This is a genomic window from Bifidobacterium eulemuris, from assembly GCF_014898155.1.
GTDB lineage: Bacteria > Actinomycetota > Actinomycetes > Actinomycetales > Bifidobacteriaceae > Bifidobacterium > Bifidobacterium eulemuris.
This window is the reverse complement of record NZ_CP062938.1, coordinates 758,438-785,129: the sequence shown is the minus strand read 5'-3', so window position 1 is coordinate 785,129 and position 26,692 is coordinate 758,438. Positions and strand designations below refer to the sequence as shown.

Annotated in this window: 25 protein-coding genes; 11 read left to right on the top strand and 14 right to left on the bottom strand. The window is 64.6% G+C overall.

The features are described from left to right. Nucleotides 1-79: 79 nt before the first annotated feature. Both BE0216_RS03455 and BE0216_RS03450 read right to left on the bottom strand, forming a co-directional pair. Complete coding sequence (locus tag BE0216_RS03455; protein ID WP_094636909.1) at nt 80-1,657, bottom strand: alpha/beta fold hydrolase; 1,578 nt, start codon at nt 1,655-1,657, stop codon at nt 80-82. Then, nucleotides 1,654-1,974: a hypothetical protein gene (locus tag BE0216_RS03450; RefSeq protein WP_094636910.1), complete on the bottom strand. Its 321-nt coding sequence runs from the start codon at nt 1,972-1,974 to the stop codon at nt 1,654-1,656. Before BE0216_RS03450 ends, BE0216_RS03455 begins: the two co-directional genes overlap by 4 nt. 375 nt (nt 1,975-2,349) lie before the next feature. Between BE0216_RS03450 and BE0216_RS03445 the strand changes: the two genes are divergently transcribed. Further along, entirely contained in the window at nt 2,350-2,490 is a 141-nt protein-coding gene (locus BE0216_RS03445; RefSeq protein ID WP_158217213.1) for a hypothetical protein, read from the top strand. A gap of 11 nt (nt 2,491-2,501) precedes the next feature. Further along, nucleotides 2,502-3,398, top strand: coding sequence for a family 43 glycosylhydrolase (locus BE0216_RS03440; protein ID WP_094636911.1), 897 nt, complete (start codon nt 2,502-2,504; stop codon nt 3,396-3,398). Nucleotides 3,399-3,493: 95 nt separating this feature from the next. On the opposite strand, the gene BE0216_RS03435 is transcribed toward BE0216_RS03440, so the two are convergent. From BE0216_RS03435 to BE0216_RS03405, 7 genes are all read right to left on the bottom strand, one after another. After that, nucleotides 3,494-4,114 carry a DUF6466 family protein gene (locus tag BE0216_RS03435; protein WP_094636912.1) on the bottom strand — a complete coding sequence of 207 codons (621 nt, stop codon included), beginning with the start codon at nt 4,112-4,114 and terminating at the stop codon, nt 3,494-3,496. Further along, the gene (locus tag BE0216_RS03430) at nt 4,111-5,136 is read right to left on the bottom strand and encodes a VWA domain-containing protein (protein WP_094636913.1); all 1,026 of its coding nucleotides are present in this window, start codon (nt 5,134-5,136) and stop codon (nt 4,111-4,113) included. Before BE0216_RS03430 ends, BE0216_RS03435 begins: the two co-directional genes overlap by 4 nt. After that, entirely contained in the window at nt 5,133-6,200 is a 1,068-nt protein-coding gene (locus BE0216_RS03425) for a vWA domain-containing protein (protein WP_094636914.1), read from the bottom strand. Before BE0216_RS03425 ends, BE0216_RS03430 begins: the two co-directional genes overlap by 4 nt. Next, nucleotides 6,197-6,721 carry a hypothetical protein gene (locus tag BE0216_RS03420; protein WP_094636915.1) on the bottom strand — a complete coding sequence of 175 codons (525 nt, stop codon included), beginning with the start codon at nt 6,719-6,721 and terminating at the stop codon, nt 6,197-6,199. The genes BE0216_RS03425 and BE0216_RS03420 overlap by 4 nt, the downstream gene beginning before the upstream one ends. Beyond that, on the bottom strand, nt 6,718-7,695 hold the full coding sequence (locus BE0216_RS03415; protein WP_094636916.1) for a DUF58 domain-containing protein: 978 nt from the start codon (nt 7,693-7,695) through the stop codon (nt 6,718-6,720). Before BE0216_RS03415 ends, BE0216_RS03420 begins: the two co-directional genes overlap by 4 nt. Continuing rightward, nucleotides 7,692-8,771, bottom strand: a complete 1,080-nt coding sequence (locus BE0216_RS03410; RefSeq protein ID WP_094636917.1) for an AAA family ATPase — start codon at nt 8,769-8,771, stop codon at nt 7,692-7,694. Before BE0216_RS03410 ends, BE0216_RS03415 begins: the two co-directional genes overlap by 4 nt. A gap of 80 nt (nt 8,772-8,851) precedes the next feature. Continuing rightward, nucleotides 8,852-9,559 (bottom strand): uracil-DNA glycosylase, encoded by a 708-nt coding sequence (locus BE0216_RS03405; RefSeq protein WP_094636918.1) that lies wholly within the window; start codon nt 9,557-9,559, stop codon nt 8,852-8,854. Nucleotides 9,560-9,684: 125 nt separating this feature from the next. Here BE0216_RS03405 and BE0216_RS03400 point away from each other — a divergent pair, with 125 nt between their 5' ends. Continuing rightward, entirely contained in the window at nt 9,685-10,347 is a 663-nt protein-coding gene (locus BE0216_RS03400) for a LytR C-terminal domain-containing protein (protein ID WP_094636919.1), read from the top strand. Nucleotides 10,348-10,469: 122 nt separating this feature from the next. On the opposite strand, the gene BE0216_RS03395 is transcribed toward BE0216_RS03400, so the two are convergent. Next, nucleotides 10,470-11,744 carry an integrase catalytic domain-containing protein gene (locus tag BE0216_RS03395; RefSeq protein ID WP_226805655.1) on the bottom strand — a complete coding sequence of 425 codons (1,275 nt, stop codon included), beginning with the start codon at nt 11,742-11,744 and terminating at the stop codon, nt 10,470-10,472. A gap of 250 nt (nt 11,745-11,994) precedes the next feature. Between BE0216_RS03395 and BE0216_RS03390 the strand changes: the two genes are divergently transcribed. Both BE0216_RS03390 and groL read left to right on the top strand, forming a co-directional pair. Further along, nucleotides 11,995-12,234: a cold-shock protein gene (locus BE0216_RS03390; protein ID WP_094636957.1), complete on the top strand. Its 240-nt coding sequence runs from the start codon at nt 11,995-11,997 to the stop codon at nt 12,232-12,234. 265 nt (nt 12,235-12,499) lie between these two features. Beyond that, a complete protein-coding gene (gene groL, locus BE0216_RS03385; protein ID WP_094636956.1) occupies nt 12,500-14,125 on the top strand; it encodes a chaperonin GroEL in 1,626 nt (541 codons plus the stop codon). A gap of 159 nt (nt 14,126-14,284) precedes the next feature. Here groL and BE0216_RS03380 read toward each other — a convergent pair whose 3' ends face one another. Then, a complete protein-coding gene (locus BE0216_RS03380; RefSeq protein ID WP_094636955.1) occupies nt 14,285-14,578 on the bottom strand; it encodes a WXG100 family type VII secretion target in 294 nt (97 codons plus the stop codon). 73 nt (nt 14,579-14,651) lie between these two features. On the opposite strand from BE0216_RS03380, the gene BE0216_RS03375 reads away from it, so the two are divergent. The 5 genes from BE0216_RS03375 (at nt 14,652) to BE0216_RS03355 (ending at nt 19,845) form a co-directional block, all read left to right on the top strand. Beyond that, on the top strand, nt 14,652-15,566 hold the full coding sequence (locus BE0216_RS03375; RefSeq protein ID WP_094636954.1) for a TPM domain-containing protein: 915 nt from the start codon (nt 14,652-14,654) through the stop codon (nt 15,564-15,566). Between the two features lie 4 nt (nt 15,567-15,570). Next, entirely contained in the window at nt 15,571-16,302 is a 732-nt protein-coding gene (locus BE0216_RS03370; protein WP_094636953.1) for a response regulator transcription factor, read from the top strand. Between the two features lie 154 nt (nt 16,303-16,456). Then, nucleotides 16,457-18,196 (top strand): HAMP domain-containing sensor histidine kinase, encoded by a 1,740-nt coding sequence (locus BE0216_RS03365; protein WP_094636960.1) that lies wholly within the window; start codon nt 16,457-16,459, stop codon nt 18,194-18,196. A 51-nt stretch (nt 18,197-18,247) separates the two neighbouring features. Further along, on the top strand, nt 18,248-18,637 hold the full coding sequence (locus BE0216_RS03360; RefSeq protein WP_094636952.1) for a cold-shock protein: 390 nt from the start codon (nt 18,248-18,250) through the stop codon (nt 18,635-18,637). A gap of 5 nt (nt 18,638-18,642) precedes the next feature. Next, complete coding sequence (locus BE0216_RS03355) at nt 18,643-19,845, top strand: DUF3027 domain-containing protein (protein WP_094636951.1); 1,203 nt, start codon at nt 18,643-18,645, stop codon at nt 19,843-19,845. 73 nt (nt 19,846-19,918) lie between these two features. Here the strand turns inward: BE0216_RS03355 and BE0216_RS03350 are convergent, their stop codons facing one another. Further along, entirely contained in the window at nt 19,919-20,887 is a 969-nt protein-coding gene (locus tag BE0216_RS03350; RefSeq protein WP_094636959.1) for a universal stress protein, read from the bottom strand. Nucleotides 20,888-21,038: 151 nt separating this feature from the next. Between BE0216_RS03350 and BE0216_RS03345 the strand changes: the two genes are divergently transcribed. Next, complete coding sequence (locus BE0216_RS03345; RefSeq protein ID WP_169714270.1) at nt 21,039-23,648, top strand: ATP-dependent Clp protease ATP-binding subunit; 2,610 nt, start codon at nt 21,039-21,041, stop codon at nt 23,646-23,648. 584 nt (nt 23,649-24,232) lie between these two features. Here BE0216_RS03345 and BE0216_RS03340 read toward each other — a convergent pair. Together BE0216_RS03340 and BE0216_RS03335 are read right to left on the bottom strand one after the other, a co-directional pair. Continuing rightward, entirely contained in the window at nt 24,233-25,096 is an 864-nt protein-coding gene (locus tag BE0216_RS03340) for a Fic family protein (RefSeq protein WP_158217215.1), read from the bottom strand. Nucleotides 25,097-25,177: 81 nt separating this feature from the next. Next, on the bottom strand, nt 25,178-26,599 hold the full coding sequence (locus BE0216_RS03335; RefSeq protein ID WP_094636949.1) for a DUF349 domain-containing protein: 1,422 nt from the start codon (nt 26,597-26,599) through the stop codon (nt 25,178-25,180). Nucleotides 26,600-26,692 lie beyond the last annotated feature (93 nt).

The window sequence follows — 26,692 nt, the reverse complement described above, 5'->3', positions numbered from 1 at the left end:
TCCAATTTCGTCATTGTAATGTCAACTCTTTTATTGACAAAATTGGCAAGTGTGGGATTGACGGTTTGGTGGGCGGGGCTTAGGCGGGGGAGTCGGATTCGGCTGGGGCTAGGGTGGCGGAACGGGTCATGCGGCCTTCGAAGTAGCGGGTCTCCTTGAGTTCGCCGGCGATGGTTTCTTGGAAATGTTGTTCGTGCCGTTGCAGCGCGGGCGAGCCCAAGTCGGTGGCGTTCTGGTAGGCCGCCTGATGGTATTTGAGCCAATGGCTCAGTTCGCGTTGCGTGGTGGACCCCAAGACGGGTGCCGCGTCGAACGGCGTCGACCCGGCGACCGGCGTGGAGCCCGGCGTGCACGACCCGTTCTCGTCGACGCTCGCTTCGGTTGCGGCCGGCGCAAGGGAGACGGTCCCGCGCACGGTCAGCCAGTTGTCGGTGGCGGGATTCTCCGCCCCGTCCAAGGCGGCCACGAGCTCGTCGTCGACTTCGATGCTGGTGACCCATGTGTGCTCGCCGATGGGATGGTTGGCCACCGGTGAACCGGCCGTCACCACATGCTGGATGTTGTAGTCGTCGGCCTTGTCGGCGGCGATGGCAGCGGCCACGATGCCGCCCTGCGAATGTCCAATCAGCGCCACCGGTTCGTCGGCTCCGATGCCCGCCTGCTCCATCGCCTCCACGACCATGCGGGCGCTGTCCGCGCGCATGCGCCGCTCGGCGTCGGCACTCATCAACTCCACGTTCTGCGCCCATCCGAACGGCGAATCCGGCTTCCCATCGGTGCCGGGGATCGTGACCAGCCAGGCGTTCGACCCGTCGGCCCGCTCATAGCGCTGGATGGCGATGGTGGCGTATTCGAGTCCGCTGTCGAGATCCACCTTGCCCAGCCGCTCCTCGGCGAGCCTCCGCAGATTCTCCAAGGATTCGCCCACCGACGCGCTGGCGCGCACCACCGGCGTGCGTGAGGCGACCTCGCGCACATGCAGTCGGTCGCCTTGGGCGAGGTTCTTCACCGGTGCGGATACGCCGGCGATGCGCCCCGCCGCCGTGTTGACCTCGTTGGTGCGGGCCAGACCCATGCCGACCGGCACGCCGCCGACCTTCGCGCCGATGCCCGACATCACGCCCTCCTGGAACCGCGAGGTGGTGGTGGACATCCATGCGGGATTCGGCCTGCCTTCAACGGCCCATCCGGCGAGCAGTCCGCCGGCCGCCAGCGCGCCCGTGCCGGCGGCCGCGTAGCCGGGTTTGAGTTGGGTGCCCACCTGCACCACTTCGGTGAGGATGCGGCGCGAGGCGAGTTCGGCATCGGCGTACAGTGAGTGGGCGCGGATCAATAATTGCGCCATATCGGCCAGGGTGTCGCCCAAGCGCCGGCATTCGACGGCATGGTCCGAGCAGCGCGCGGCCAAGGTCGTGAAGGGCAGTGTCGTATGCCGCGCGTCCACGACCGTGATATCGCCCGAGGCGAGCGTGGGGCACATCGGCGCGCTGGCGCGATGCGAACCGAGCTGCACACCCGTGGAACTCCATGAGGCCGACAGCGCACCCAACGCGCAGGCCTCGCTGTCCAACGCGCGGGCGATGCGGGCGTATTCCTCCACGGTGGCGGGCGCGAAGCCTTTGCCGCCGTAGATATGCGAAGTGACTTGCCAGCTCATGGCGCACCCGCCGACAGCGAAATCCGTATGGTGGCGTCTATTTCGTCCGATAGCGCGGCGGCCTCGCGCGCCACGCTATCGAGCCGCATGCGGAACAGCGTGGCCGCGTGGCCCTGCCATGAGATGTCGCGTGATTGCGCGATGGCCGTCGCGGCGCGTTCGATCGCGGCTTCTGTGGAGCGCACCGCGACGGCGATGAGATCCCGGCTGGACTGGACCGCCGCATGGCACGGGCATGAGGAGTCGAAGGGCGTCACCGTGTTGCCTGCGAGTCCCGACCAAGGCGAATACGACTGGGGTATGGGTAAGGCGTTCATGATTCCAGTCAAAAGGGAAACGGGTGCCGTTGTCCAGCCGGAACGGGTTATGTGGTCCGAGCCTCGAAGTTATCCACATCGTCGCCATGACGTACTGTCACGCGTCTTGGAATTGCGTGAGCGGGATCATCCCCAATGCTTCGGCGCGTATGGTGTTGGATGAAAGATTGAACGCATGAAACATCAATCCTCAGCAAGGCCACGAAACGCGGTTTTCGTATGGATGTTGACGTTAACATCATCAACATGTTAACGTCAACATCAATGGAAGGGACGATTCTTCCAAGGGAACGGGGAACTCCGTGGTCGTGGTTGATCTCTGCGGCGTTCCCGCCGCAGCGTTCCATCCGAATAATCGAGCATTCAAAGGAGAAGATGAAAGTCCGTCAATGGCAAAGCGATTATCGCAGCGGCTGCGACGGCATTTTCGGCATCCCGCGGAATCGGGCGCCGATCGCCGCATGGTGCCGTACCGGCATCCTCGAGCGGCGTGGCATCGACATTCCGACCACATGAAAGGCTTCATAATGACAACAGTGACCATGTCCGGCGTCCGTCTGGCGCATGACGACCGTGGGGAGGTCGCCCAGCTCCACGGTTTGGGCATCCAACGGTTCGGCGACCTGTACTACGCCTACGGCGAGAACAAGGTGAAGGGCAATCTCTTCCAAGGCGTCGTCTGCTACACCTCGCCGGACTTGCAGGATTGGACGAATCGGGGCATCGTGCTGCCGGTTCGTGACGAGGGACTGCTTGCGGCGGACACCATCGCGGAACGTCCCAAAGTGTTGCGGTGCCCGTCCACCGGCGAATACGTGATGTACGTTCACGCGGAACGCCATGACTACAGCTACGCGCATGTGGCCGTGGCCGTGGCCGACGATCCGCTCGGTCCGTTCCGATTCCTGTTCTCGATGCAGCCGTTCGGCAACATCAGCCGCGACATCGGTGTGTTCCAAGACGAGGGCGGCGAAGGCTACCTGTTGTCCGAGGACCGCGAACACGGCACGCACATCTATCGTCTGTCCGCCGACTACCACAGCGTGGTCGAGGACGTCGTGTGCCTCAAAGGCACCGACTATGCGTTTGGGTACGAATCTCCGACCATGATCCGCCATGAAGGGCTGTACTACTGGTTCGGCTCGCAGCTGACCGGCTGGGATTGCAACGACAATATGTTCGCCACCGCGCCGGCCATTGAAGGCCCGTGGAGCGATTGGAGGCCGTTCACTCCGGAAGGCTCGCGCACTTTCGACTCCCAATGCGATCTGGTGCTGCCGTTGCCCGATGGGCAGTTCCTGTACATCGGCGATCGTTGGAATCCCGACGATCTGGGCAATTCTCCCACGCTATGGCTGCCGATTCGCATCGGCGGCGGCAATGCCAGTCTCGAATGGCATGACGAATGGCATTACGAGGCGTGACGCGTCATAGACCTTGGTGCGCATGATGCCGTGGGCGACGGGCGCCCGTCATCCACGGCATCATGCTATGCGGGTGAAATCACGACATCGAGTGCTCACCATGGCTTGGCGGTTTGCGTGCCGGTGGTGCCGTCGGTCTCGTCGGATGAGCCGTCGGAATCCGAAGCGTCTGAATCCTGGGATCCGCTGGACGACTGATTGGATTGCAACAGCTCCTCCACCTGGGCCCGCTGCTCCTCGGTCAGACCGCCGCCCTGATTGGTGCTCGACGAGTCCTGATCCGACGAGTCGGTGTCGGCATCGTCGGAGGAGCCGTTCTGCTGCTGGTCGAGCTGCTCGCGGGCGTGGACCGTCAGCGCGTACGAGGTCTCGCTGTTCGCGTCGATGGCCTCGCGGATCTGGCTGAGCAGCAACGGACGGAAGGTGTTCGCCTCGTCGAATTGGGCGTCGGTCTGCTCCTGCAGGGCGCTGAGCGTGTCGTAGTCGACCGTCTCCTCGGAGGCCGAGGCGAGGTTCTCCTGCAGGCTGCGGGTGGCCGCGTTGAAGGTGAGCACGGCGGCGAGATTCACCGCGGCCACGCAGGCGGCGACGGCCAGCACCGCCGCCGCCGCGATCAGCGCGATGCGTACGCCCAACGGAGCGCGGGACACCTGCGACGCACGGGACGCCTGCGACTCACGCTGCGAAGGGGAAGAGGACTTGCCCATATGGCTCATATCAGCCTCCTTGAGGTGGCGATCCACGCGCCGGCCTCCATGGCCAGCAACGCCAGCAGCACGATCGCCTCGGGCCACACCACCGGAGTGGTGCGCAGGCGCTCCTTGGTGGTGCTGGTGACGCGCCACTGATCCGACGCTTCCGCCGAAACGCCGTTCGCCAATGTCTGCTCGGCGGACAGGATGATGACGCTGCCGCTCATCTCGTCCGCGAGTTCGGCGAGTGTGGCCTCGTCCATGGCGGAGATGCCGGGCTCTCCCGTATCCGGGTCGGTGACCCAGTTCTCAGTATCCGAATCGACGTCGCCCACGCCGTCGGAGACCAGCGGGATGCGCCCGCCTTCGGTGGATCCCACGCCCACGGCGAAGGCGTCGTCCAAATATTGGCGCAGCGACGAGAAGGTGCGTCGGGTCGTGGTCGAGGTCTGCTCGCCGTCGGTGATGAGATACAGGATGATGGCGTCATCGGGATGCTGGTCGTGAATCGATTTCAACGTGAGCAGCAGCTGGTCGATCGGCGCGTCGAGACTGGAACCGGCCGAAACCGAAGTGGATTCCACCGACAGAGTGTCGGCCCAGTTGTCGATCGCCAGCGAGTCGGGCGTCAGCGGCACGTCCAACGTCGCGGACGCGCCGAACCGCAGGGCCGCGAAGCTCGCGTCGGCATACTGTTCGGTCAGGTCATGCACGGCCTGTTTGGCCGCGTCCAGCCGGCTGACCGTCTCGTCGGACCCGTAGTGCGCGTCCGTGACGGCCATGGACCCGGTCACATCGACGGCGACCACCACATCGGTGGCGTTCACCGCGCGGCTGGTGGTGGAGGAGACCACGCTGGGGGTGAGCACCATCACCGCCAACGTCAGGCAGATCAGCACGCGCCGCACGCAGGCGAACAGCGTCTCGTCGCTGTCCTTACGCCGCACATGCAGCGTCACCTGAACCACGGCCATCACGCACAGCAGCGCGACCAGCGCGATCGCGACCGGCCAGCCGAGCGCGGGGGAGAAGGTGAACTGACTCATCGACGCAACCTCCAAGCCGCCAGCAGCCACAGCACGACCATCACCACCAGGGCCAGCACCCACCAGCCGGGCGCGTCGACCATGGCGGCTTTGCTCGCCTCGTCGCTTTGGGCGTCGCGGCGCTGCTGGATCTCACGCACCAACTCCTCGACCGAGGAGCCGTTGGACTGGGTGAGGAACACGCCGCCGTGCGCTTCGATCTGCTCGCGCATGGCGAGGGTGTCCTCGTCGCCTTCGCTGGAGCTCGGCCCGGAATACAGGCCGTCGACCGTGATATCCGCGCTGCTGGTCAGATCCAGCGCCTGCTCGAGCGTGTAGGTGGGATCTCCCGACACCACATTGTCGGTGGCGAGCACAATCGACGCGGCGCGCTGGCGTTCGGCGTTCGTCTCGTTCGCCTCGCCGTAGGCGAATCCGGGCAGCATGGCCGCGCAGGAGACCACGCCGTCGCCGATCAGCGAGGTGGCGTTCTGCTTGTTCTGCGTGCCCTCCAGCCAGTCGGCGACGCTCTGGTATTGGCTGTCGGTCATCTGATCGATGTCGTCCTGCGACTGCACGCCCTCAAGCACTTCGCTCGCCTTGGTAAGTTGGTCGGTGACCAGTTCGTAGTCGTCGGTCAGCGGGAACACGGTGCGCGAGGTCGAATTGAAAATACTCAATCCGATGCGCTCGCCCTCGAAGTTCTCCACCAGACTCAAGTAGGTGTCGATCACCTCGCGGTCGTAGGGCAAGGTGGATCCGGACACGTCCAGGCACAGCACGATGTCGCGCCCGCTGGTCTGTTCCTGCCCTTGGTCGACGCGCAAGGGGCGCGCGACCAACACAACCGCCACCGCGATCATCATGGCGAGCAGTGCGACGCCGATCCGGCCGAGCAGGCGCCATTGACCCATCAGACGCGAGGCTTCGTCGGTGGCGAGATCGTCGTCCAGCGAGAACACCGCATCGTCGTGCGCGTCGTCGGGTTTCGTGCGCGTGGCGAACACCACGGCCAGCACGATGACGGCCACGGCGGCCAGTACGGCGGCCAGCGCGGCCCACGGCCACTGCCATTGCATGCTCATCGCCGCCACCTTTCCACCAGATTCGACACCCAACCGGCGGCCTCGTCCACCTCGACGCCGCGCGCGCGGCTGTTCACCGCGGCATCGGCGAATTCGGGCGGATACAACGCCTCGATGGTCTGGCGCAGCAGTTGCAATCCCTCACGCGCGGAACCGGCGCGTTGCACGGCCAGATCGGTCAGCGTGCTCGCGACCAGGTCACGGCCGCTGGAGAAGGACGCGAATTCACGGGCGATCTGCGCCAACGACACAAACGCCTCCTCACGAGACAGCTCGCCCGCGTCATACGCACGGGTCACCTCGTCGATGCGTTTGCGCCACTCCGCCTTGTCCGTGGCGTGGGTGTGCGCCCCGCGGGCGGATTTCGCCGTGGCCCGGCGTGGGCGCGACAGCACCACCGCCGCAACCAGCAGCACGGCGGCCGCCAGCAGACAGGCCATCAGAGCCGCCAGCAGCGGCGCGGTCAGCGACAATTCGCCGACGGTGTCGAGTTCGTTCAGATCCGCGGCGACGACCCTCATGCCCGACCTCCCGATGTGACGGCCGCGCCGGCCAGATTCAGCGCGGGTGCGGCGTTGAGATGGTTGCGCGTGGAATACGACAGCGCGCGGGACATCATCGCCACAAATGCGGAGAACATCTGCTCGCTGGAGACGGCGCGGATCATATGCGATCCCGTTTTGCGCAGTTCGCGCTCCAACGCCGCGGCCATATACTCGCGATGCGTGTCGACCTCGCGCGCCGCCCGGGCGTCGCGCAGAAACGCGGGCACCCGACGTCCGCTTGTGCCGTCCAACGGAGACTTGCGGCCCTCGTTTAACGGTTGGAAGGGATTCATCGTGGCCACGTCGATCAGCACGATCGGATGCGTGCGCGCGATGCGGCGGATCTGCTCCAGATGGCGTTCGGCCAGCGCGTGCTCGTCGGTGGCGAACACCACCAGCGCCTCGCGGTCCTTGATGCGGCGCGCGTAGTCCAGCATCGCGTCGATATTGCGCCCATGGTTCCACTCGCGGTCCAGCGCCTGGTCCAGTGTGCGTTCGAATTGGGCGAATCCGCCGTTGAACGGCATGCGGGTGATGCTCGCCTCATGGCATACCACCAGCGACACCTCGTCGGATCGGCGCAACGACAAGGCCGCGAACATGCGCAGCGCGTTGGCCGCCACCTCGTAGGCGCGTTCGCCCGAGGCGCAGGTGCCGCGCATCTGGACCCCCACATCCAGCAGCAGCCACACATGCGAGGTCGAGGGCCTTTCGCGCTGCACCACCATGGGGCGGCCCATGCGCGCGCTCGACTTCCAGTCGATGAGGCGGGATTCGTCGCCGGGCTCATAGACGCGCACATCCAGCGCGTCGTCCGCGCCGCCGCGCTGGTCGGAGGAATGCTCGCCCTCCAGCACGCCCAACGCCCGTCGGACCGTGGGCAGGCTCAGTTGGGTGCCGAGGGCCTCGATCTTCCTGCGGATCGGGTCGTCGTTACCGGTTGGACTCATGGAACGGGAACCGTTTCGACGATGCGGTCGACGATCTGGTCGGTGCTTACGCCGTCGGCCAGCGCCTCGAAGGTGAGTATGATGCGGTGGCGCAGCACCTCGTGGGCGAAGGCCTTGACATCCTCCGGCACCACATAGTCGCGTCCTGCCAGCAGCGCGTTGGCCTGGCCGATGCGCGTGAGCGCGATCGAGGCGCGCGGGCTGGCGCCCAGACGCACCAGCGACGCGAGGCCTTGAATCGGGCGGGATCCCGCGCCGCGCGAGGTGGCGGCCAGATCGACCGCGTAGCGCATAATCGCGTCGGAGACGTGCACGCGTCGGGCCGCCGTGCGCAGGAACTCCACATCGTTCAGGGAGATGCGCTCACCGGTGATGGTGTCGGGGCCGATCATGTCGGATCCGCGTCGGGTGAGCATCGCCAGCATGCGCGCCTCGTCCTCGGCGGAGGGGTAGGTCATGACGGCTTTCATCATAAAGCGGTCCATCTGGGCTTCGGGCAGGTTGAAGGTGCCCTCCTCCTCGATGGGGTTCTCGGTGGCGATCACCATGAACGGCCGTGGCAGGGCGATGCGCTGGCCTCCGACGGTGGTGGCTCCTTCGGCCATCGCCTCAAGCATGGCGGACTGGGTTTTCGCGTTGGATCGGTTGATCTCGTCCAACAGCACGAAATTCGCGTGGATCGGGCCGATCTGCGTGGTGAACTTCTGGGTGGAGAAGTCGAATACCTGTGTGCCCACCAGGTCGGATGGCATCAGGTCGGGCGTGCACTGCACGCGCTTGAACGTGCCGGAAACGCATGTGGCCAGCGTCTGCGCCGCGGTGGTTTTGGCCAGACCGGGAACGGATTCGATCAGCACATGGCCGCCGGCGACCAAGGTGACGATCAGGGACTCTCGCAGACTCGTCTGTCCGACCAGTGTAAGCGCGAAACGCGAGCGGATCGTGTCGGCCAGCGCGCGGGCTCGTTTGACGTCGGCGGGGGTAAGCGCGGCGGCGGTTTGCGCCGCGGGCGCGGGGGCCGGTGCCGCGACGGCCGGTTTCGGGGGCATCTGCGGTTGCGTGGGGAATAAAGCCATGCCCACCACGGTAACAAGTCTTGCTGACGGAAGCTGAAAAATGGCGGAATACTACCGTTTCAGTCCGTTCTGCGGGCGCTTCAGGCGGCCGGCAGCGACCAGTCCACCGGTTCGGCTCCCATGGCGGCCAGCGCGGCGTTGGCGCGTGAGAACGGCCTGGATCCGAAGAATCCTCGCGAGGCCGACAGCGGGCTCGGATGCGGGGATTTGATGATGGCGGCATTCGTCAGCAACGGTTCGAGACTTTGCGCGTTGCGTCCCCACAGGATCGCCACCAGTGGGCGAGGGTGTCCCTGCTCGTCGACCCGGGCGTTCAACGCGCGGATCGCGGCCTCGGTGACCTCCTCCCATCCCTTGCCCTGATGGCTGTTGGGACGTCCGACTCCGACGGTGAGGCATCTGTTGAGCAACATCACCCCGCGTTCGGTCCATGGCGTCAGATCGCCGTTGGCGGGCGCGGGCAGCCCCAGGTCGGCGTCGAGCTCCTTATAGATGTTGATCAGGCTTTTCGGCAGCGGCCGCACGTCGGGGGCCACGGAGAAGCTCAGCCCCACCGGATGGCCGGGGGTGGGGTAGGGGTCCTGGCCCACGATCAGCACCTTGATCGAGTCGAGGGGGATGGTGAACGCGCGCAGGATATTCGAGCTCGCCGGCAGCCAGGGGCGTCCGGCGGCGGTCTCCGCGCGCAGGAAGTCCCCCATGCGGTGCACCGTGGGTTCCACGTCGGCCAGGGCCTGGGCCCAGCCCGGTTCGATCAGCTGCCGTAACGACTTGACATGCGCGTTCATACGCTCCACTGTAGAAGAGGCATCGGGCAAAACGTGCATATCCGGTGCATGCCGCGTGCCGTGAGATGATGATTTCGGCCAAGCCGGTTACACTCGTGGATAGTTTGAACGGAAGGGTGACGATTATGGCACGCACTGATAAAACGACGTATGAGGACTACAACAGGGACGCGTTCGACAATCCGCCGAAAGGTCCGGTCGGCGTGCACCGCGGGCCGCGTTCGTTGGCCTCGCGCGTGATGCCGTATCTCATCGTCGTGCTGGTCGCGGCTCTGTGCGGCCTGGGCGCGTGGGGCGTGTTCTCGGGCGAGCTGGCGAATGTGCGCTTCCCATGGCAGTCGGCCGACACTTCGCAGACCGCCGATGACCAAAGCGACGCGGATTCCTCGAACGACGCGGATTCCTCGGATGCCTCGGACACCACGGACAGCACGGACTCGAGCACGACCGGAACGGACACCGACTCCTCCGACGACGCGCAGCAGGACCAGTCCACCACCGATGACCAGACCCAGGCCACGGTGAACAAAGACACCGCCGTGAGCGTGGTCAACGCCACCGGCATCCAGGGATACGCCGCCCAGCAGGCGGCCGTGCTGCAGACCGCCGGATACACCAACGTCACCGCGGAGAATCCGTCGGGCACGGTTCCGGCGTCCACGGTGGTGTGGTACCAGAACGAAACCGACCGCGCCACCGCCGAGGATGTGGCGGCCACGCTGGGCATCTCCACCGTCGAACAGGCCGACGGCCTCGCATCCCCCATCGCCGTGATGCTGCTGAGCTGAGGCCTCACGCAAGGGGTCCCGCTCCCGTTTATCCCGACACGCCCGAGGTTCGTCATTAATAAGTGAGCGCGTAATCGTTGTTCGTTTGTCGTAATGGGTGAGCGCGAAACGGTGCCTGCGATCTATTTGTCGTTTTGTCCGGCGTCGGCGCGCATGCGTTCGATCGCCTTTCCCAAGTATCCCATGTCCAGGCCGGCGCGGCGGGCCATCGCCTCGGTGCGGTCCCGGCTGACGCGTTCGAGTTCGTCCTGGATGACGGCGATCTCGCGGTTGAGGCGGGCGGGGTTGGTGGCGGCGATGATCCCCTCGATGCGGCGGCGGGCGTCGTCGACGACGTATCCGCCGCCCCCGGCGGCGCGGTCGGCGGCGTCGTGCTCCAGCACGCGCGCCCACGGGGTGCGGGGCTCGTCGTACACGGTCTTCCTGCGCCCGTCGCGCCCCTGGTCGACGCGCACGGGCTTGCGGGTGGGCGTGAACAGGTTCAGCAGCACGTAGGTCTTCGCCCACAGCCGGTTGAGCAGCTCGCGCTGCTGCGCGGTGTCGTAGCGCCAGTGGAACGCGTATTTCCTGACGACGTGGTTGTTGCGCGACTCGACGGTGGCCTGGTCGTTCTTCCTGTACGGGCGGCTGCGGGTCTGTTCGATGTCCTGTTCGAGCAGCCAGTCGACGAGCTCGTCGTTGATGAACTCGACGCCGTTGTCGGAGTCGAAGCAGGTGACGGGAAACGGGAAGAGCGGCAGGGCGGTGGCGACCGCTGCCTTGATGTTGGATTTGGCATTGTTGCGGGCGGTGACGTTCACGGTCCAGTTCGTCGCGTAGTCCACCATCGTCAGGGTGCGGGCGAACTCGCCCTTCATGCTGGGCCCGCAGTGGGCCACGGTGTCTGCCTCGGCCAGGCCGGGAACGCGGATTGTCTCGTCGGTGCATTTGCGGATCCTGATCGAGTTGCGCATGTGCTCCGCGGCCGGCCGGGTCAGCGACGCGCCCTTCGGCATGGCGGCCTGTTTGAGCGGTCTGAGCCGCCGGTCGATGGTCGACGGACTCATCGCCAGCACCTGGTCCAGCGCGTCGCCGTCGATGCCGTCGAGCTCGCCGTTCGCCAGGAGCGCGGGAATCCACTGGTCGAACATGGCCTTCATGTACGGGCCGCACGGCATGCCCATGAGCAGCCACAGGCGCTCCAGCAGCCGCTGCGCGCCCGCGTCGTACTTCGGCCGCCTGCCCCGCGCCGCGCCTTTCACGGGTTTCTCCCTCTCCGCCTGCGTGAGCAGCCGCCGGGCGGTGGACCTGCCCATCCCGACGGCCTCGAGGCGGTCGAGGATCTCGCCCTTCTGTTTCTTGTCGCCCTTGGCGTACTCCGCCTTGAACCTGTTCGTCAGCCGTTTTCTCGTGGCCATGTCCAGTCTGCCTTCCATAAGGCAAGCATCCCCGCGAACGACGCGGGCCGCGCGGGATTTCGCGCTCATTATTTATGACGAACGGAATCCAATTTCGCGCTCAAACATTACGACGAACGTCGCGCCCGGTGATGCGTCATGAGACACGCTACAATGGGGCATCAGTCGCGAGGTAGGGGGAGCGCGATGCGGTTCTTTCTACGTTCCCTGACATTGGTCGCGCAACATGGGAACGAAGGAAAGATCAACTATGACGCAGGGAACCGTGAAATTCTTCCTAGCCAAGAAGGGGTTTGGATTCATTCAGCCTGACGACGGCGGCGAGGACGTGTTCGTGCACTACTCGGAAATCAAGGATGACGGCAGCGACAATAGGTTCAAAATGCTCTACGAGGGCGACCGCGTGGAATACAAGCCCGCGGCCGGAGGCAAAGGCACGCAGGCCGAGGACGTCGTCAAAATCGGGTCCGCCGAAGGCTCTCAGCTCTGATCGTCGGTTGTTCTCGACGGATATGGACTTTTTGTATGGTCCCGGTTCGCGCGAAGGCGGGCCGGGACCTTTCTTTTCCGGCGTTTTCATGCCCTCGGCGCAATCGCCGTCGGCGATGTTGGCACTCGAGCATCGAGAGTGCTAATCTCCTCAATTAGCACTCGAGGCGTGAGAGTGACAACCGGCAGCTGACGGTCGGCGGCCACGGCCCACGGTCCATCGGGTGAGAACCAGTCCATCAGCCATTTGGAGGAACAGACACACCATGGCAAAGATCATTGCGTATCAAGAGGATGCCCGTCAGGGAATGCTCGCGGGCCTCGACAAGCTCGCCGACACCGTGAAGGTCACGCTGGGACCCAAGGGCCGCAACGTCGTGCTCGACAAGTCCTACGGCGCGCCGACCATCACCAACGACGGCGTCTCCATCGCCAAGGAGATCGACCTGGACGACCCGTATGAGCGCATCGGCGCCGAGCTGGTCAAGGAAGTCGCCAAGAAGACCGACGACGTCGCCGGCGACGGCACCACCACCGCCACCGTGCTCGCCCAGTCCCTCGTGCATGAGGGCCTGAAGAACGTGGTCGCCGGTTCCAACCCGATCGCGCTGCGTCGCGGCATCGAGAAGGCCACCGAAACCATCGTCAAGGAACTCGTCGCCGCCGCCAAGGACGTCGAGACCAAGGAACAGATTGCCGCCACCGCGACCATCTCCGCCGCCGATCCGGAAGTCGGTGAGAAGATCGCCGAAGCGCTCGACAAGGTCGGCCAGGATGGCGTCGTGACCGTCGAGGACAACAACCGCTTCGGCCTGGACCTCGACTTCACCGAGGGCATGCGCTTCGACAAGGGCTACATCGCCCCCTACTTCGTGACCAACGCCGAGGACCAGACCGCCGTTCTGGACGATCCGTACATCCTGCTGACCTCCGGCAAGGTGAGCTCCCAGCAGGACATCGTGCACGTGGCCGAGCTGGTCATGAAGTCCGGCAAGCCGCTGCTGATCATCGCCGAGGACGTCGACGGCGAGGCGCTGCCGACCCTGATTCTCAACAACATCCGCGGCACCTTCAAGTCCTGCGCTGTCAAGGCCCCGGGCTTCGGCGACCGCCGCAAGGCCATGCTGCAGGATATGGCCATCCTCACCGGCGCCCAGGTGGTGTCCGACGAGCTGGGCCTGAAGCTCGACTCCGTCGACGTCTCCGTGCTCGGCTCCGCCAAGAAGGTCATCGTCTCCAAGGATGAGACCACCATCGTCTCCGGCGCCGGCTCCGCCGAGGACGTCGCCGCCCGCGTGGCCCAGATCCGCGCCGAGATCGAGAACACCGACTCCGACTACGACCGCGAGAAGCTGCAGGAGCGCCTGGCCAAGCTGGCCGGCGGCGTGGCCGTCATCAAGGTCGGTGCCGCCACCGAGGTGGAGGCCAAGGAGCGCAAGCACCGCATCGAGGATGCCGTGCGCAACGCCAAGGCCGCCATCGAGGAAGGCCTGCTGCCCGGCGGTGGCGTGGCCCTCGTCCAGGCCGCCAAGAAGGCCGAGTCCGATGCCGCCGTCACCTCGCTGACCGGCGAGGAGGCCACCGGCGCCGCCATCGTGTTCCGTGCCGTCGAGGCCCCGATCAAGCAGATCGCCGAGAACTCCGGCGTCTCCGGCGACGTGGTGTTCAACAAGGTGCGCGAGCTGCCCGAAGGCACCGGCTTCAACGCCGCCACCAACGAGTATGAGGACCTGCTGGCCGCCGGCGTCGCCGACCCGGTCAAGGTGACCCGTTCCGCCCTGCAGAACGCCGCCTCCATCGCAGGCCTGTTCCTGACCACCGAGGCCGTGGTGGCCAACAAGCCGGAACCGCCGGCCGCCGCCGCCGCTCCGGGCGCCGATATGGGCTACTAAACCCCAAGCGTCTGCCATGCCGTGCGGTTGTGCGACGCGGCGTGGATGAACGAATGATGAGGCCCGCCTTTGCCGTTTGACGCAAAGGCGGGCCTCATCGTATCCGGCGGAGGATCCGGCGTCGGACGGCCGTCTTCACACGGGCCGTTCGCCTGCGGATCATCCGACCGTGAACAGGCGCGAGGCCTGGGTCTCCGCGTCGGCGTATACGGCGGAGGCTTGGGTGAGCGCGCGTTGGATGGATTCCAGCGAGGTCTCCATCTGCTGTTGTGCGGTACGCCATTGCGCCGCCACGGCGGTGAACTGCGTGGCCGCCGAGCCTCGCCAGACGTTCTGCAGTTCGTTGAGGTTGGCGTACATGCCGCCCACCGCCTGTCTGATCTGCGCGATCGAGGCGTAGACCGCCGCCGATGAGGATTGGATGCGTTCCGAATCCACCTGATACTGGGGCATGACCGTTCCTTTCCGTGCCAAAGGTCGTTTTCGGCGGCCGGCGTTGGCATCACCGGCCGCTAAGGTGGAGGATATGACAGAAACGATTCGCACGGTGGAAAAAACGACCATGGTGGTTCCAGCCTCGCCCTTCGGCGTGTCCCGTCAAGGCTCGGGGGCTGCGAAATGGCTGTATATGGCCGTTTGCGCGCTGTTGGTGGCGCTGCTGTGTATGTGGATAACTCCCGGCGCACTCGCGGACGAGTCGACGGAGGGCACGGAGGGGTCGGAGGACGTCCAGAGCGGCATCACGGTGACGGAGAACATCACCGATACGGGAAACCTTTTGGGCTCGCATGTGGCCGAGGTCACCGACGCCATCGCGCAGGTCAAGGAAACCACCGGCGTGACGGTGCGTCTGATGTACCTGTCGAGTTTCAACAGCGAGGAGGATCCCGCCACCTGGGCCGGCGATGTGCTGGAATATCTCGATCCGGACCCCAACACGGTGATGCTGGCCGTCGCCTCCAACGACGGCAATCTCGTGGTGGCGGTGTCGTCCAACTCGGAGGATTGGCTTAAAAACCAGACCTCCGTGGACGCGCTGTCCGACGCCGCGCAGCAGCCGCTGATGGAAAGCACACCCAACTGGTCGCAGTCGGCCATCGCCATGATGGATGAGATCACCGTTCTGTACACCAGCAAGTCCAATGAGCCGATCGTGCTCGGTGTGGCCATCGCCGCGTGCGTGGTGGCGGTGCTGGCGGTGGCGGTCGTGGCCGTCGTGCTGGTGCGTCGCCGCAATGCGAAGCGGAGTCGCCATTCGGCGAAACGCCGCCGTCATTCGGCGAAGCGGCATCGGGGGAGCGGCCGGAGCAAACACGGCGAACGGAAGGAGCGGGAGGATTCCATACCCCCGTCCGGCGATGCGGGATCGGACGTCAAGAAGGAAGATACGGAACTTCAAGACGGCATTCAGGAAACGCTCAGTCAGACGGACCACTCTTGATTCCATGAGCAAGCCTATTGAAGCATCGATTGTAGTTGTAGACGACGAGCCGTCCATCCGTGAGCTGCTGGTGGCCTCCCTGCATTTCGCGGGATTCGAAGTGAGCACCGCCGCCTCCGGTTCCCAGGCCATCGAAGTGATCGAGAAGGTCCAGCCCGACCTGATTGTGCTCGACGTGATGCTCCCGGATATCGACGGATTCACCGTGACCCGCCGCATCCGCCAGGAGGGCATCGACGCGCCCGTGCTGTTCCTCACCGCGCGCGACGACACCCAGGACAAGGTGATGGGCCTGACCGTCGGCGGCGACGATTACGTCACCAAGCCGTTCAGCCTTGAAGAGGTTGTGGCCCGCATCCGCGCCATCCTGCGCCGCACCCGCGAGCAGATCGAGGACGATCCGATCATCCGCGTGGCCGACCTGGAGATCAACGAGGACTCGCACGACGTGACGCGCGCCGGCCAACCCATCGACCTGAGCCCCACCGAATACAAGCTGCTGCGCTACCTGATGGACAACGAGGGCCGTGTGCTGTCCAAAGCCCAGATCCTCGACCATGTGTGGCAGTACGACTGGGGCGGCGACGCGGCCATCGTCGAAAGCTACATCTCCTACCTGCGCAAGAAGGTCGACGGCGTGGAGATCACCGACGACAACGGCGAAAAGCGCAAGGTGACTCCGCTGATCGAAACCAAACGTGGCATCGGCTACATGATCCGCGAACCCAAGAGCTAAGGCGAGCACCGTGACGACGCCGCAGCAGCAGCCAACTCCGGACGAGGCGACCAAGCAGCGGCCGCGCACGCCCAACTGGTTCCAGCGTTTGTTCCTCGGCCATTTCGACCGGGTGTCGCTGAGCACCAAGCTTGTGGTGTGCACGGTTGTGGTGATGCTGGTCGGCATCTCCGTCATCACGCTGTCGATCCGCACGTTGGTCGGCAGCTACGTGTTGGAGCGCACCGACCGGCAGTTGGTGCAGCAGCGCGATCTGGTGTTCCGCAACATCGATCTGCTCAGCCAATCCAGCAGTGGCACCAGCGGTCTGAACTCGTATTTTCTGCAGATCCAATACACCGACGGCACCGTGGATGACAACGGCAATCCCAAAACGGTGATCGCGCTGCTGCCCCGCCTGAAGGACGATATCGTCTCCATGCCGTCCCTGCCGAGCAACGGCGACACCTCCGGCATCACGCTCGGCGAGCCGTTCACCACCTCGGCGATCGTGCAACGCATCATCTTCCCCGGCACGGACACGGACGAATCCGACAGCGAGACGGACGGCACCGAAAGCTCCAATCTGCTGACCAGCGTCCTCGGCTCCGTGGACCGCTCCACCCTCAACGCCGCCAGAGCGCCATGGCGCGTGCTGGCCATGCAATGGGTGGAGAACAATCAGGTGCGCGGCATCGTCTACATCGGCCTGTCCTTAAGCGACCAGATCGACACGATGAACACGCTCACCCGATACTGCGTGATCGTCGGCATCGCGGTGATGCTGCTCGGCGGATCCATCGCCACGCTGGTGATGCAACGCACGATGGCACCACTGAAGCGCATCGAGAAAACCGCCGCGAAAATCGCCGCCGGCGACTTAAGCCAACGCGTGCCCGAAGCCCCGGAGAACACGGAGGTCGGCTCGCTCTCCGCCTCGCTGAACACCATGCTCACCCGCATCGAATCAAGCTTCCGCGAGCAGGAGGAGACCACGGAGAAGATGAAACGTTTCGTCTCCGACGCCAGCCACGAGCTGCGCACCCCGCTGGCGGCCATCCACGGTTACGCGGAGCTGTACACCATGCAGCGCGACCTGCCAGGGGCGTTGGAACGCGCCGACGAATCCATCAGCCATATCGAAAAATCCAGCGCGCGTATGACCGTGCTCGTCGAGGACCTGCTATCACTGGCCCGTCTCGACGAAGGCCGCGGCATCGACGTGACCGGCACAGTGAACCTCACCTCCGTGGTGGGCGACGCCACCGACGATTTGCATGCCCTCGACCCCGAACGCGGCATCACCCTCGGCTCGCTGCGCCTGGACACGACGGAGGCGGGGAAGAAAGCGCATCTGGCGTTCGACGAGGGGACGATGCCCCAGGTGACGGTGCCCGGAGACGCCTCGCGTCTGCGCCAGGTCGTCACCAACATCGTGGGCAACATCCATCGCTACACGCCGGCCGATTCCCCGGCCGAGGCGGGATTGGGCGTGCTCGCGGCCGCCATCGACCCGGAGCAGCTGGCGAGGCTGACCTCCAGCGACCAGTCGCTGCAACGTTTCGTCGAAGCCGCCGAAGTGGCCGACACCATGCCCATCGGCTACCGTTACGCTGTGATCCGCTTCTCCGACCATGGTCCGGGCGTGCCGGACGAGTCGCGCTCGCAGATCTTCGAACGCTTCTACACCGCCGATCCCTCGCGCGCCCGCGACAAGGGCGGCACCGGTCTGGGCCTGGCCATCGCGCAATCGGTGGTCAAGGCGCACCGCGGCTTCATCTGCGCCACTGCCACCGAAGGCGGCGGCCTGACCTTCACCGTGGTGCTGCCCATCGAACGGGTGGTGCCGAGCGCCGCCGTGACCGCCGCCGCGGTTCGCCCAAAGCGTCGACGTGGCGCCGGTCAGGAGATGTGAGGTAGAATAGCCTGTCGGTTCTATTCGCATCGAGATAAGAGAGGTCTGGACATGCCCACCGGTCGAGTTCGTTGGTTCGACGCAGCCAAAGGTTATGGCTTCATCACCAGTGAGGAAGGCAAGGATGTGTTCCTGCCGGCGACCGCGTTGCCCGCCGGCGTCACCACGCTGCGCAAGGGCGCCAAGGTGGAGTATTCCGTCGTGGAAGGCCGCCGCGGTCCGCAGGTGATGGGGATGACGCTGGTGGCGTCCGCCCCTTCGCTGGTCAAAGCCACGCGCCCCAAGCCCGATGATATGGCCGCGATCTGCGAGGACCTGATCAAGCTGTTGGACGACGCCGGCAACACGTTGCGCCGCCACCATTACCCCAACGCCCAAGAAAGCAAGAAGCTGGCCACGCTGTTGCGCGCCGTGGCGGATAACTTCGACGTACAGGACTGAAACGTATGACCGATACCGCACTCGACCCCCAGTCCATCGCGCGGGCGGTGGCGATTGAGGTCGCCGACGAGCCCGAGCATGTGGGCGACTTCGTCACCGCCGTGCCGCTGGACGACCATGTCACCGACTATCGGTTCCAGTCGAATATCCGCGGGTATGAGGGCTGGCAGTGGTCGGTCACGCTGTACCACGACGAGGAGCTCGGCAACTGGACCGTGAACGAATCCTCGCTGGTGCCCACCGACCAGGCGCTGATGCCGCCGGCGTGGATTCCGTGGAAGGACCGTTTGGAGCCCACCGATCTTTCGCCGACCGATGCGATCGGCACCGACCCCGACGATTCGCGTCTGGAGGCGGGAGCTGCGGGGGAGAGCGCGGATGAGGGCCCGGTTGCGGACGATTCCGGATCCGCGGATGAGACCGCAGGTGATTCCGAGACTGCGGGTGAGGCTGAATCCGTCACTTCTCCCGAGGATGTGGCCGAGGCCGTCGAGGCCTTCGAATTGTCTCGCCGTCGCGTGCTTACCCCGTTGGGGCGCGCCCAAACGGCCAAACGCTGGTATGAGGGGCCGCGCGGCCCCAAATCGCTGTCGACCAAAACCGCCAGCGGCAATCTGTGCTCCACCTGCGGCTTCTTCGTGCCGTTGCAGGGTGAGCTGAATCTGATGTTCGGCGTATGCGCCAACAAGTGGAGTCCGGATGACGGACGTGTGGTCTCGCTCGACCATGGCTGCGGCGAACATTCCGAGATCGAGCCGCCCGAACCGGGGCGTTTGTGGGTGCAGTCCAAACCCGCCTACGACGATCTGCATATCGACGTGGTGGCCCAGGCGCCGCGTGAGGAACGCGCGCAGGTCGAGTTGATCGAGGAGGAGCTGGACGAGGAGGCCACCGAGGCCACCGAAGCGGATATCGAGGCGCAGGCCGTGCCCGCCTCCGCCGTGGAGGATGAGGACGCGCCCGAAACGGACGGCGACGAGCCGGCCGTGGAGGCCATCATCGACCTGGCTGAAAACGATGAATCTTCCGATGGATCCGATGAAGCCGACGATTCTGGCGAATCCGATGAGACTGACGATTCTGATGAGCCGGTCGAGTTGGATAAGTCCGATGAAATCGACAACTCCGACGAGTCGGATGAAATCACCCCTGAAGCTGATGACGAGACGGCTTCGGTGGAGGATCCCGACACGGCGACCGAAGAGTAACCGCCTTCTCGCTTGGGACGATGAAAGAGGAAGCGACGCCCTCGCCTAGAATGCGAGGGCGTCGTTCTGAGCGTCAGTGGACGACGGTGACTGTGCACTCGGCGAAGTTCACGATCTGCTTGGACACCGAGCCCAGGAAATGCGCGTCCAAGCCGGACAGGCCACGCGAGCCGACGATCAGATGGCTCGCATAGCGCGAGGCCGCGATCAGGCCCTTGGACGCCGGAATATGGAAGGCGTTCGTCGTGACCCGCACATCGGCGGGGATCTCGGTCTGCGCCACCATGCGGGTGAGGATCTCCTCGGCGCGGTGCTGCCCGGCCTCGACCGGCGCGACCGCGTTCTCATAGCCGGGCACTGTGCCCAGATCCTTCAACTGCCAGCAGAACATGACGTTCAACGGCGCATGGTGCAGATGCGCCTCATTGGCGGCAAAACGCAACGCGTGATGCGAGGTGGGCGAACCGTCCACACCCACCACCACGGGGCGCACGCCCTCGATCGGCGGCTGCTGGGGCTGCACATGATGCACGGTCACGTCCGTGGGGGTCAGCGCGTTGGCGATCTCATCCTGCACCGAGGCGTCCTCGTCGTCCATGATGCGCACCACCGTCACCGGCACCTGCGCCTCCTCCGCGAGTGAAGCCGACAACGAACCCATGAACCAGCGCATCACACGCCCCAGCGAACGGCGACCCACCACGATCTGCTGGGCGTTCGCGCCGATCTGCAGCAGCGCCGACGTGCCCGACGCCTTCACCGACGTGAGCTTGAGGTTCTCCGGATCGAAATCGATGCCGGCGGAGGCCTTATCGACCCACTCGCGCAGCTCCGCGGCGATCTCATGGCGGATCTTGGCCCACGCCTCGTCGCTGTCCGGCTCCGAACCCATATCCCACGAATGCGTCCAGCCGAACACGGCGTTGACCTTCTGGCCGGACAGACCGGCCTCCTTCAACGCCCATTTCAGCGCGGCGAAGGATTCATCGGACCCATCCACACCGACGACGATGTCGGCCATGGCGTTGGTTAGCTCACTCATCATGCCCTCCCTAGAACACGTCACTTACCCCAAGCATAACGTTCCTTGGGGCCGCTTCTTTGCGTTGTCAGCGCAATTCGTGAAATAGCGGGAAGAAACGTCACCGCGAATCGGTAGAGTAAGACGGAATGTCATTTGAGGAAGGACAAGCATGTTCGAACGGTTTACCGACCGTGCACGGCGCGTGATCGTGTTGGCGCAGGAGGAGGCTCGCACCCTCCAGCACAACTACATCGGCACCGAACACCTGCTGCTCGGTCTGATCCGCGAGGGCGAGGGCGTGGCCGCCAAGGCGCTCGCCTCCAAGGGCGTGGATCTCGAAGCCACCCGCAAGCAGGTCGAAGAGATGATCGGCAAAGGCAATGCCACGCAGAACGGGCACATCCCCTTCACACCGCACGCCAAGCAAGTGCTGGAGTTCTCGCTGCGCGAGGCGCTGCAGCTGGGGCACAGCTACATCGGCACCGAACACATCCTGCTCGGTCTGATCCGCGAGGGCGAGGGCGTCGGCACGCAGGTGCTTATCAAAATGGACGTCGACCTGGGCGAGCTGCGCAGCGCCACCATCGACCTGATCCGCGGCAACTCCGGCAACGGGGCGGACGGCAAGGGCGAACTCGCGAACGCGGGCGGCGTGTCCGACAAGAGCAATAAAACCGGTTCCGCGATCCTCGACCAGTTCGGACGCAACCTGACGGCCGAGGCCGCCGACGGCAAACTCGACCCGGTGATCGGCCGCACCAACGAGATCGAACGTGTGATGGTGGTGCTCTCCCGGCGCACCAAGAACAATCCCGTGCTGATCGGCGAGCCCGGCGTGGGCAAAACCGCCGTGATCGAAGGCCTTGCGCAGAAGATCCAGTCCGGCGACGTGCCGGAGACGCTGAAGGGCAAGCAGGTTTACTCGCTGGATCTCGGCTCCATGGTGGCCGGCTCGCGCTATCGTGGCGACTTCGAGGAGCGCCTGAAGAAGGTGCTGAAGGAGATCAAGACGCGCGGCGACATCGTGCTGTTCATCGATGAGATCCACACCATCGTGGGCGCGGGCTCCGCGGACGGCGCTTTGGGCGCCTCCGACATGCTCAAGCCCATGCTGGCGCGCGGCGAACTCCAGACCATCGGTGCCACCACCACCGACGAGTACCGCAAGTACATCGAGAAGGACGCGGCGCTGGAGCGTCGATTCCAGCCCATCCAGGTGCAGGAGCCGACCATCGCCGAAACCATCGAGATCCTTAAAGGCCTGCGTTCGCGCTACGAGAACCATCATCACGTGACCATCACGGACGGTGCGATCCAGTCCGCTGCGGAACTCTCGTCGCGTTACATCCAGGACCGCAACCTGCCGGACAAGGCCATCGACCTGATCGACGAGGCAGGTGCGCGCCTGCGCATCAAGCGTCTGACCGCCCCGCCCGAGCTCAAGGAGCTCGACGACAAGGTGGCCAAGCTCTCCAAAGACAAGGATGAGGCCATCAAGAACCAGGACTTCGAGAAGGCCGCCGAACTGCGCGACAGCCAGGAGAAGCTGGAGCAGGAGCGCAAGGAGAAGGAGAACGCCTGGCGCGAAGGCGAATCCGACGTCAAGATGGTTGTGGACGAGGACGTGATCGCCGAGGTGATCTCCGCCACCACAGGCATCCCGGTGTTCAAGCTCACTCAGGCCGAGTCCAAGAAGCTGCTCGGCATGGAGGCGGAGCTGCACAAGCGCATCATCGGCCAGGACGAGGCCGTGAGCGCTCTGAGCCGCTCGATCCGCCGCACCCGCGTGGGATTGAAGGACCCGAAGCGCCCCTCCGGCTCGTTCATCTTCGCCGGCCCCACCGGCGTGGGCAAAACCGAGCTGGCCAAGACGCTCGCCGAATTCCTGTTTGACGACGAGGACGCGCTGATCCGCGTTGACATGTCGGAGTTCTCCGAGAAGTACGCGGCCTCGCGACTCTTCGGCGCGCCTCCGGGATACGTCGGCTACGAGGAGGGTGGCGAACTCACCGAGAAGGTGCGTCGCAAGCCGTTCTCCGTGGTGCTGTTCGACGAGATCGAAAAGGCTCATCCGGATATTTTCAACACGCTGTTGCAGGTGTTGGATGACGGTCATCTGACCGACGGCCAGGGACGCAAGGTGGACTTCAAGAACACCATCATCATCCTGACCACCAACTTGGGCACGCGCGACATCGCGAAGGCCGCCAACACGGGCTTCAATCTGGGCGCGAACACCGAGTCGAGCTACCAGCGCATGAAGGATCAGGTCTCCAGCGAACTCAAGCAGCAGTTCCGCCCCGAGTTCCTCAACCGTCTGGACGACATCATCGTGTTCAAGCAGCTCACCGAGCCCGAAGTGCGCCAGATCGTCGACCTGGACGTCAAGCAGCTCAACGACCGCTTGTTCGACCGCCACATGTCGCTGGAACTGACCACCAGCGCCAAGGACCTGCTCGCACAGAAGGGCTTCGACCCGCTGCTCGGCGCGCGCCCGCTGCGCCGCGTGATCCAGCGCGACATCGAGGACGCCATCTCGGAGAAGATCCTCATGGGCGAGCTGCAGGACGGCCAGCGTGTGCTGGTCGACGCGGAAGGCGAGGGTATCCTCGGCGAATTCGTCTTCAAGGGCGAGGCCTTTGAGGAGGCCACTCCGGTGGATGGTTCCGCCGATGACGGTGCCGTTGGTGGCGCGGCCGCCGAAGCGAGGGAGGGCACAACGCCCGAACTCGTCGGTGCCTCCGCCGGCGATGACCCGGCTGAAACGCCTCAGGAATAAGGCCATTCCCGCACCGCGCCTATACGGCTGGTACGAAGCCTTACATAACGGGAGTCCCCCGCGTGGATTTAATCGCCACGCGGGGGACTCCCGTTATATGAGTGCCATCCCTTCGGGCGGTTACGGCATCCTTTGGGCGGTTGCCATCACCTTTCGGGCGGTTTCAACACCTTTCGGGCGGTTATGGGTGGCCTCGGGCGGTAGTCGGCATTGCACGGGCGGTTTCAATATCCTTCGGGCTGCTGTCATCACCCCTCGGGCGGTTTCAAATGGCTTCGGGCGGTTACCGAATCGGTGGTTCTTGGCTATCTGATCATGTGATGAAATCAAGAATGGCGGAATTTCAACGTTTCTGACTCTTGCTGCGAATCGATGACAGGGGATGTCCGTAAACGGCAACCGCCTGTAGCCATTCGTAACCGCCCGAAACCATCCAAAACCGCCCGAGGGGTAATGGCGGCTGTCCGAGGGTTGACGTCAGTCGCAAGTAGCGGCGCGCACCAGCCGCCATGGTGATGGCATCCGCCAGAGAGGATGTAACCGCCCGATGAATTGAGACAGACCCGTCTTGAAGATCGGCGTGATTACGGTCTGCGCGCGATTCCGTTGAAGAGGTCGTCGGGGTCGGTGTCGGTGATGTCCGTGCGTTGCGCGGCCAATGCGCGCAGGTCAGGCAACGGCTCGTCAGCGCCGAACAGAACGTGCTGTTCGAAGGTCTGCAGCTCATCCGACGAGCGGAGTATGCGCGAGCTGGCGTTGCACAAGGCCAATGCGTCGCGGAAGTATTGAGCATGATCCTGAAACGGGCGGTTATCGACGGTGAACCCGAGGAATCGCAGATACTGGATGGCGAATACGGCGCAGGTGCGGGTGTTGCCTTCACGGAACGGATGGATCTGCCAGATGCCGGAGACGAACGCGAACACGCTGTCCGCGGTCTGTTGGTCGCTGAGCCGGTCGTAGTCGCGTTGGCGTTTGCGCTCCTCCTGAAAATCGTAGTCGAGCGTCGGCTCGATGTCCGCGGGTGCGGCATAGGCAACGGATTTGCCCAGCAATACTGGCTCTTGTTTGACGATGACCTCGTTGCGCCATACCCCCACCCAATCCGGGTTGAGTGCATCGGCGAACAAAAAACGGTGGATGGTGCGCAAAGCGGCGGGAGCGAAGGAGAATGTGGGGGATTGCAGGAGCTGGCTGATGCGCGACGCGACGATATCGGCCTCCATGTGCGACCGCTCGTCGGGATTGGCCGCATGATAGTCGCGAAGCATCGCGCCGACCGTCTGGTAATCGATTTCGCCGACGATGTTGGCCTGCGCGGTCGAGCGTGCGTATTCGGACGGCATGAGCCCATCCGCCCGCTGCAAGCCGAAGCCGACTGACCAGCCGTATGCGCGGCTGCGCTCGGTGCCCTTCGACGGTTGCACGATGTAATCGTCGTTATCCATATGATTTTCCTTAAATTGATGAGGGCCGACATCCATGCATATGATGCCGGCCCTCATCGGTTGACGCAACGGAGATGGCGACTACTTGATGGCGTTGAGCCACTGCTCCTTGGTGGCCTTCTCGGCCTCGAGCTTGGCCTTCTTCTTCTCGTCGGTTTCGGCAGCGATCTTCTCATCCAGCTCAGCGAGCTGGGCGGTCAGCTGCACTTCGAAGCTGGACTTGCGGGCGTCGGCCTCCGGATCGGCCTGCTTCCAAGCGGCGTCCTCAACGGCCTTGATCTGCTTGTCGACCGCGTCGAGACGGTTCTCGATGCGGCGCATATCGTCGCGCGGCACGTAGCCGATCTGGTCCCACTCCTCCTGGATGGCGGCGAGGGCCTGGCGCGCCTGCTTGGCGGCCTTCTCATCAGCCACCGGCACCAGCGCCTCGGCCTTGGCCAGCAGCGCCTCCTTCTTGGCGAGGTTCTCCTTTTCGGAGGATGAGATCTGATCGCGGTCGGCCTGGCGAGCGTTGAAGAACGCGTCGGCGGCCTCGCGGAACTTGGCCCACAGGGCGTCGTCCTCGTTGCGGCCGGCGCGGCCGGCCTTCTTCCAACGATCCATCAGATCGTTGAACTTGCGCGAGGTCTCGCCCCAAGCGGTGGAATCCTTCAGTTCGTTCGCCTCGGCGATGATCGCCTCCTTGACCTCCTTGGCCTGGTTGCGCTCGTTGTCGCGCGTCTGGGCCCACTTGCGGCGGGCCTGGTTGAAGGTGGTGCGGGCGGAGGAGAAGCGCTTCCACAGCGCGTCCGCGTCGGCCTTGTCGATGCGGACGGTGGAACGCTGATGCTGCTGCCACTCGTCGAACAGGGCGCGGAACTTATCGGCGGTGGAACGCCAGTTGGTGCTGTCGCCAAGCGAGGCGGCCAATTCCTCGGCCTTCTCGACGATCTTCGTGCGCTCCTCGACGGCCTTGGCCACCGCGGCCTTGCGGGCTTCGGCGATTTCGGTCTTCTTGGCCTCGGCCGTGGCCTTCAGTTCCTCGAACTGGGCCTTCAGCGAGGCGATGTCGCCCACGACTGCCGGCTCGGCGGTCTCCTCGGCCAGCGTCTTGAGCGAATCGTCGATCTCACGCGTCTTGACGTTCGGGGAGTTCAGACGGGTTGCCAGCAGATCGAGCTTGGCTTTCAGATCCAGGAAGCGGCGGGCATACAGCGCCAGCGCCTCCTCCTTGGAAGCGTCGGGGAACTGGCCCACCTCGCGCTCGGTCTCGCCCTCCTTGACGAAGACGGTGCCGTTGTCGTCCACACGACCGAAAGCCTCGGCCTCCTTCACCTGCGCGTCGGTATACGTGCCGGTGGCAGGAGCGGCGACATGCGCGACGGCGGCCGGCTTCTTCGCGAACGCGGCCGGGGAGGGCGCGTGCGGCTTGGGCATGGCGGCGGGCGTCGGCACGGCGGGCGACGTTGCCTGCTCGGCGGTCTCAGTGGTGTTCTCGGTTTCGGTGACGTTCTCGTCGGCCATGGGGTCAGCTCCTTTAAGGCTTGAGCGGTGTGTGCGGCTGCGAATCGCATCATGGGAAACCCGTGATGTTTTCCGTAACCTCACCTATTATAT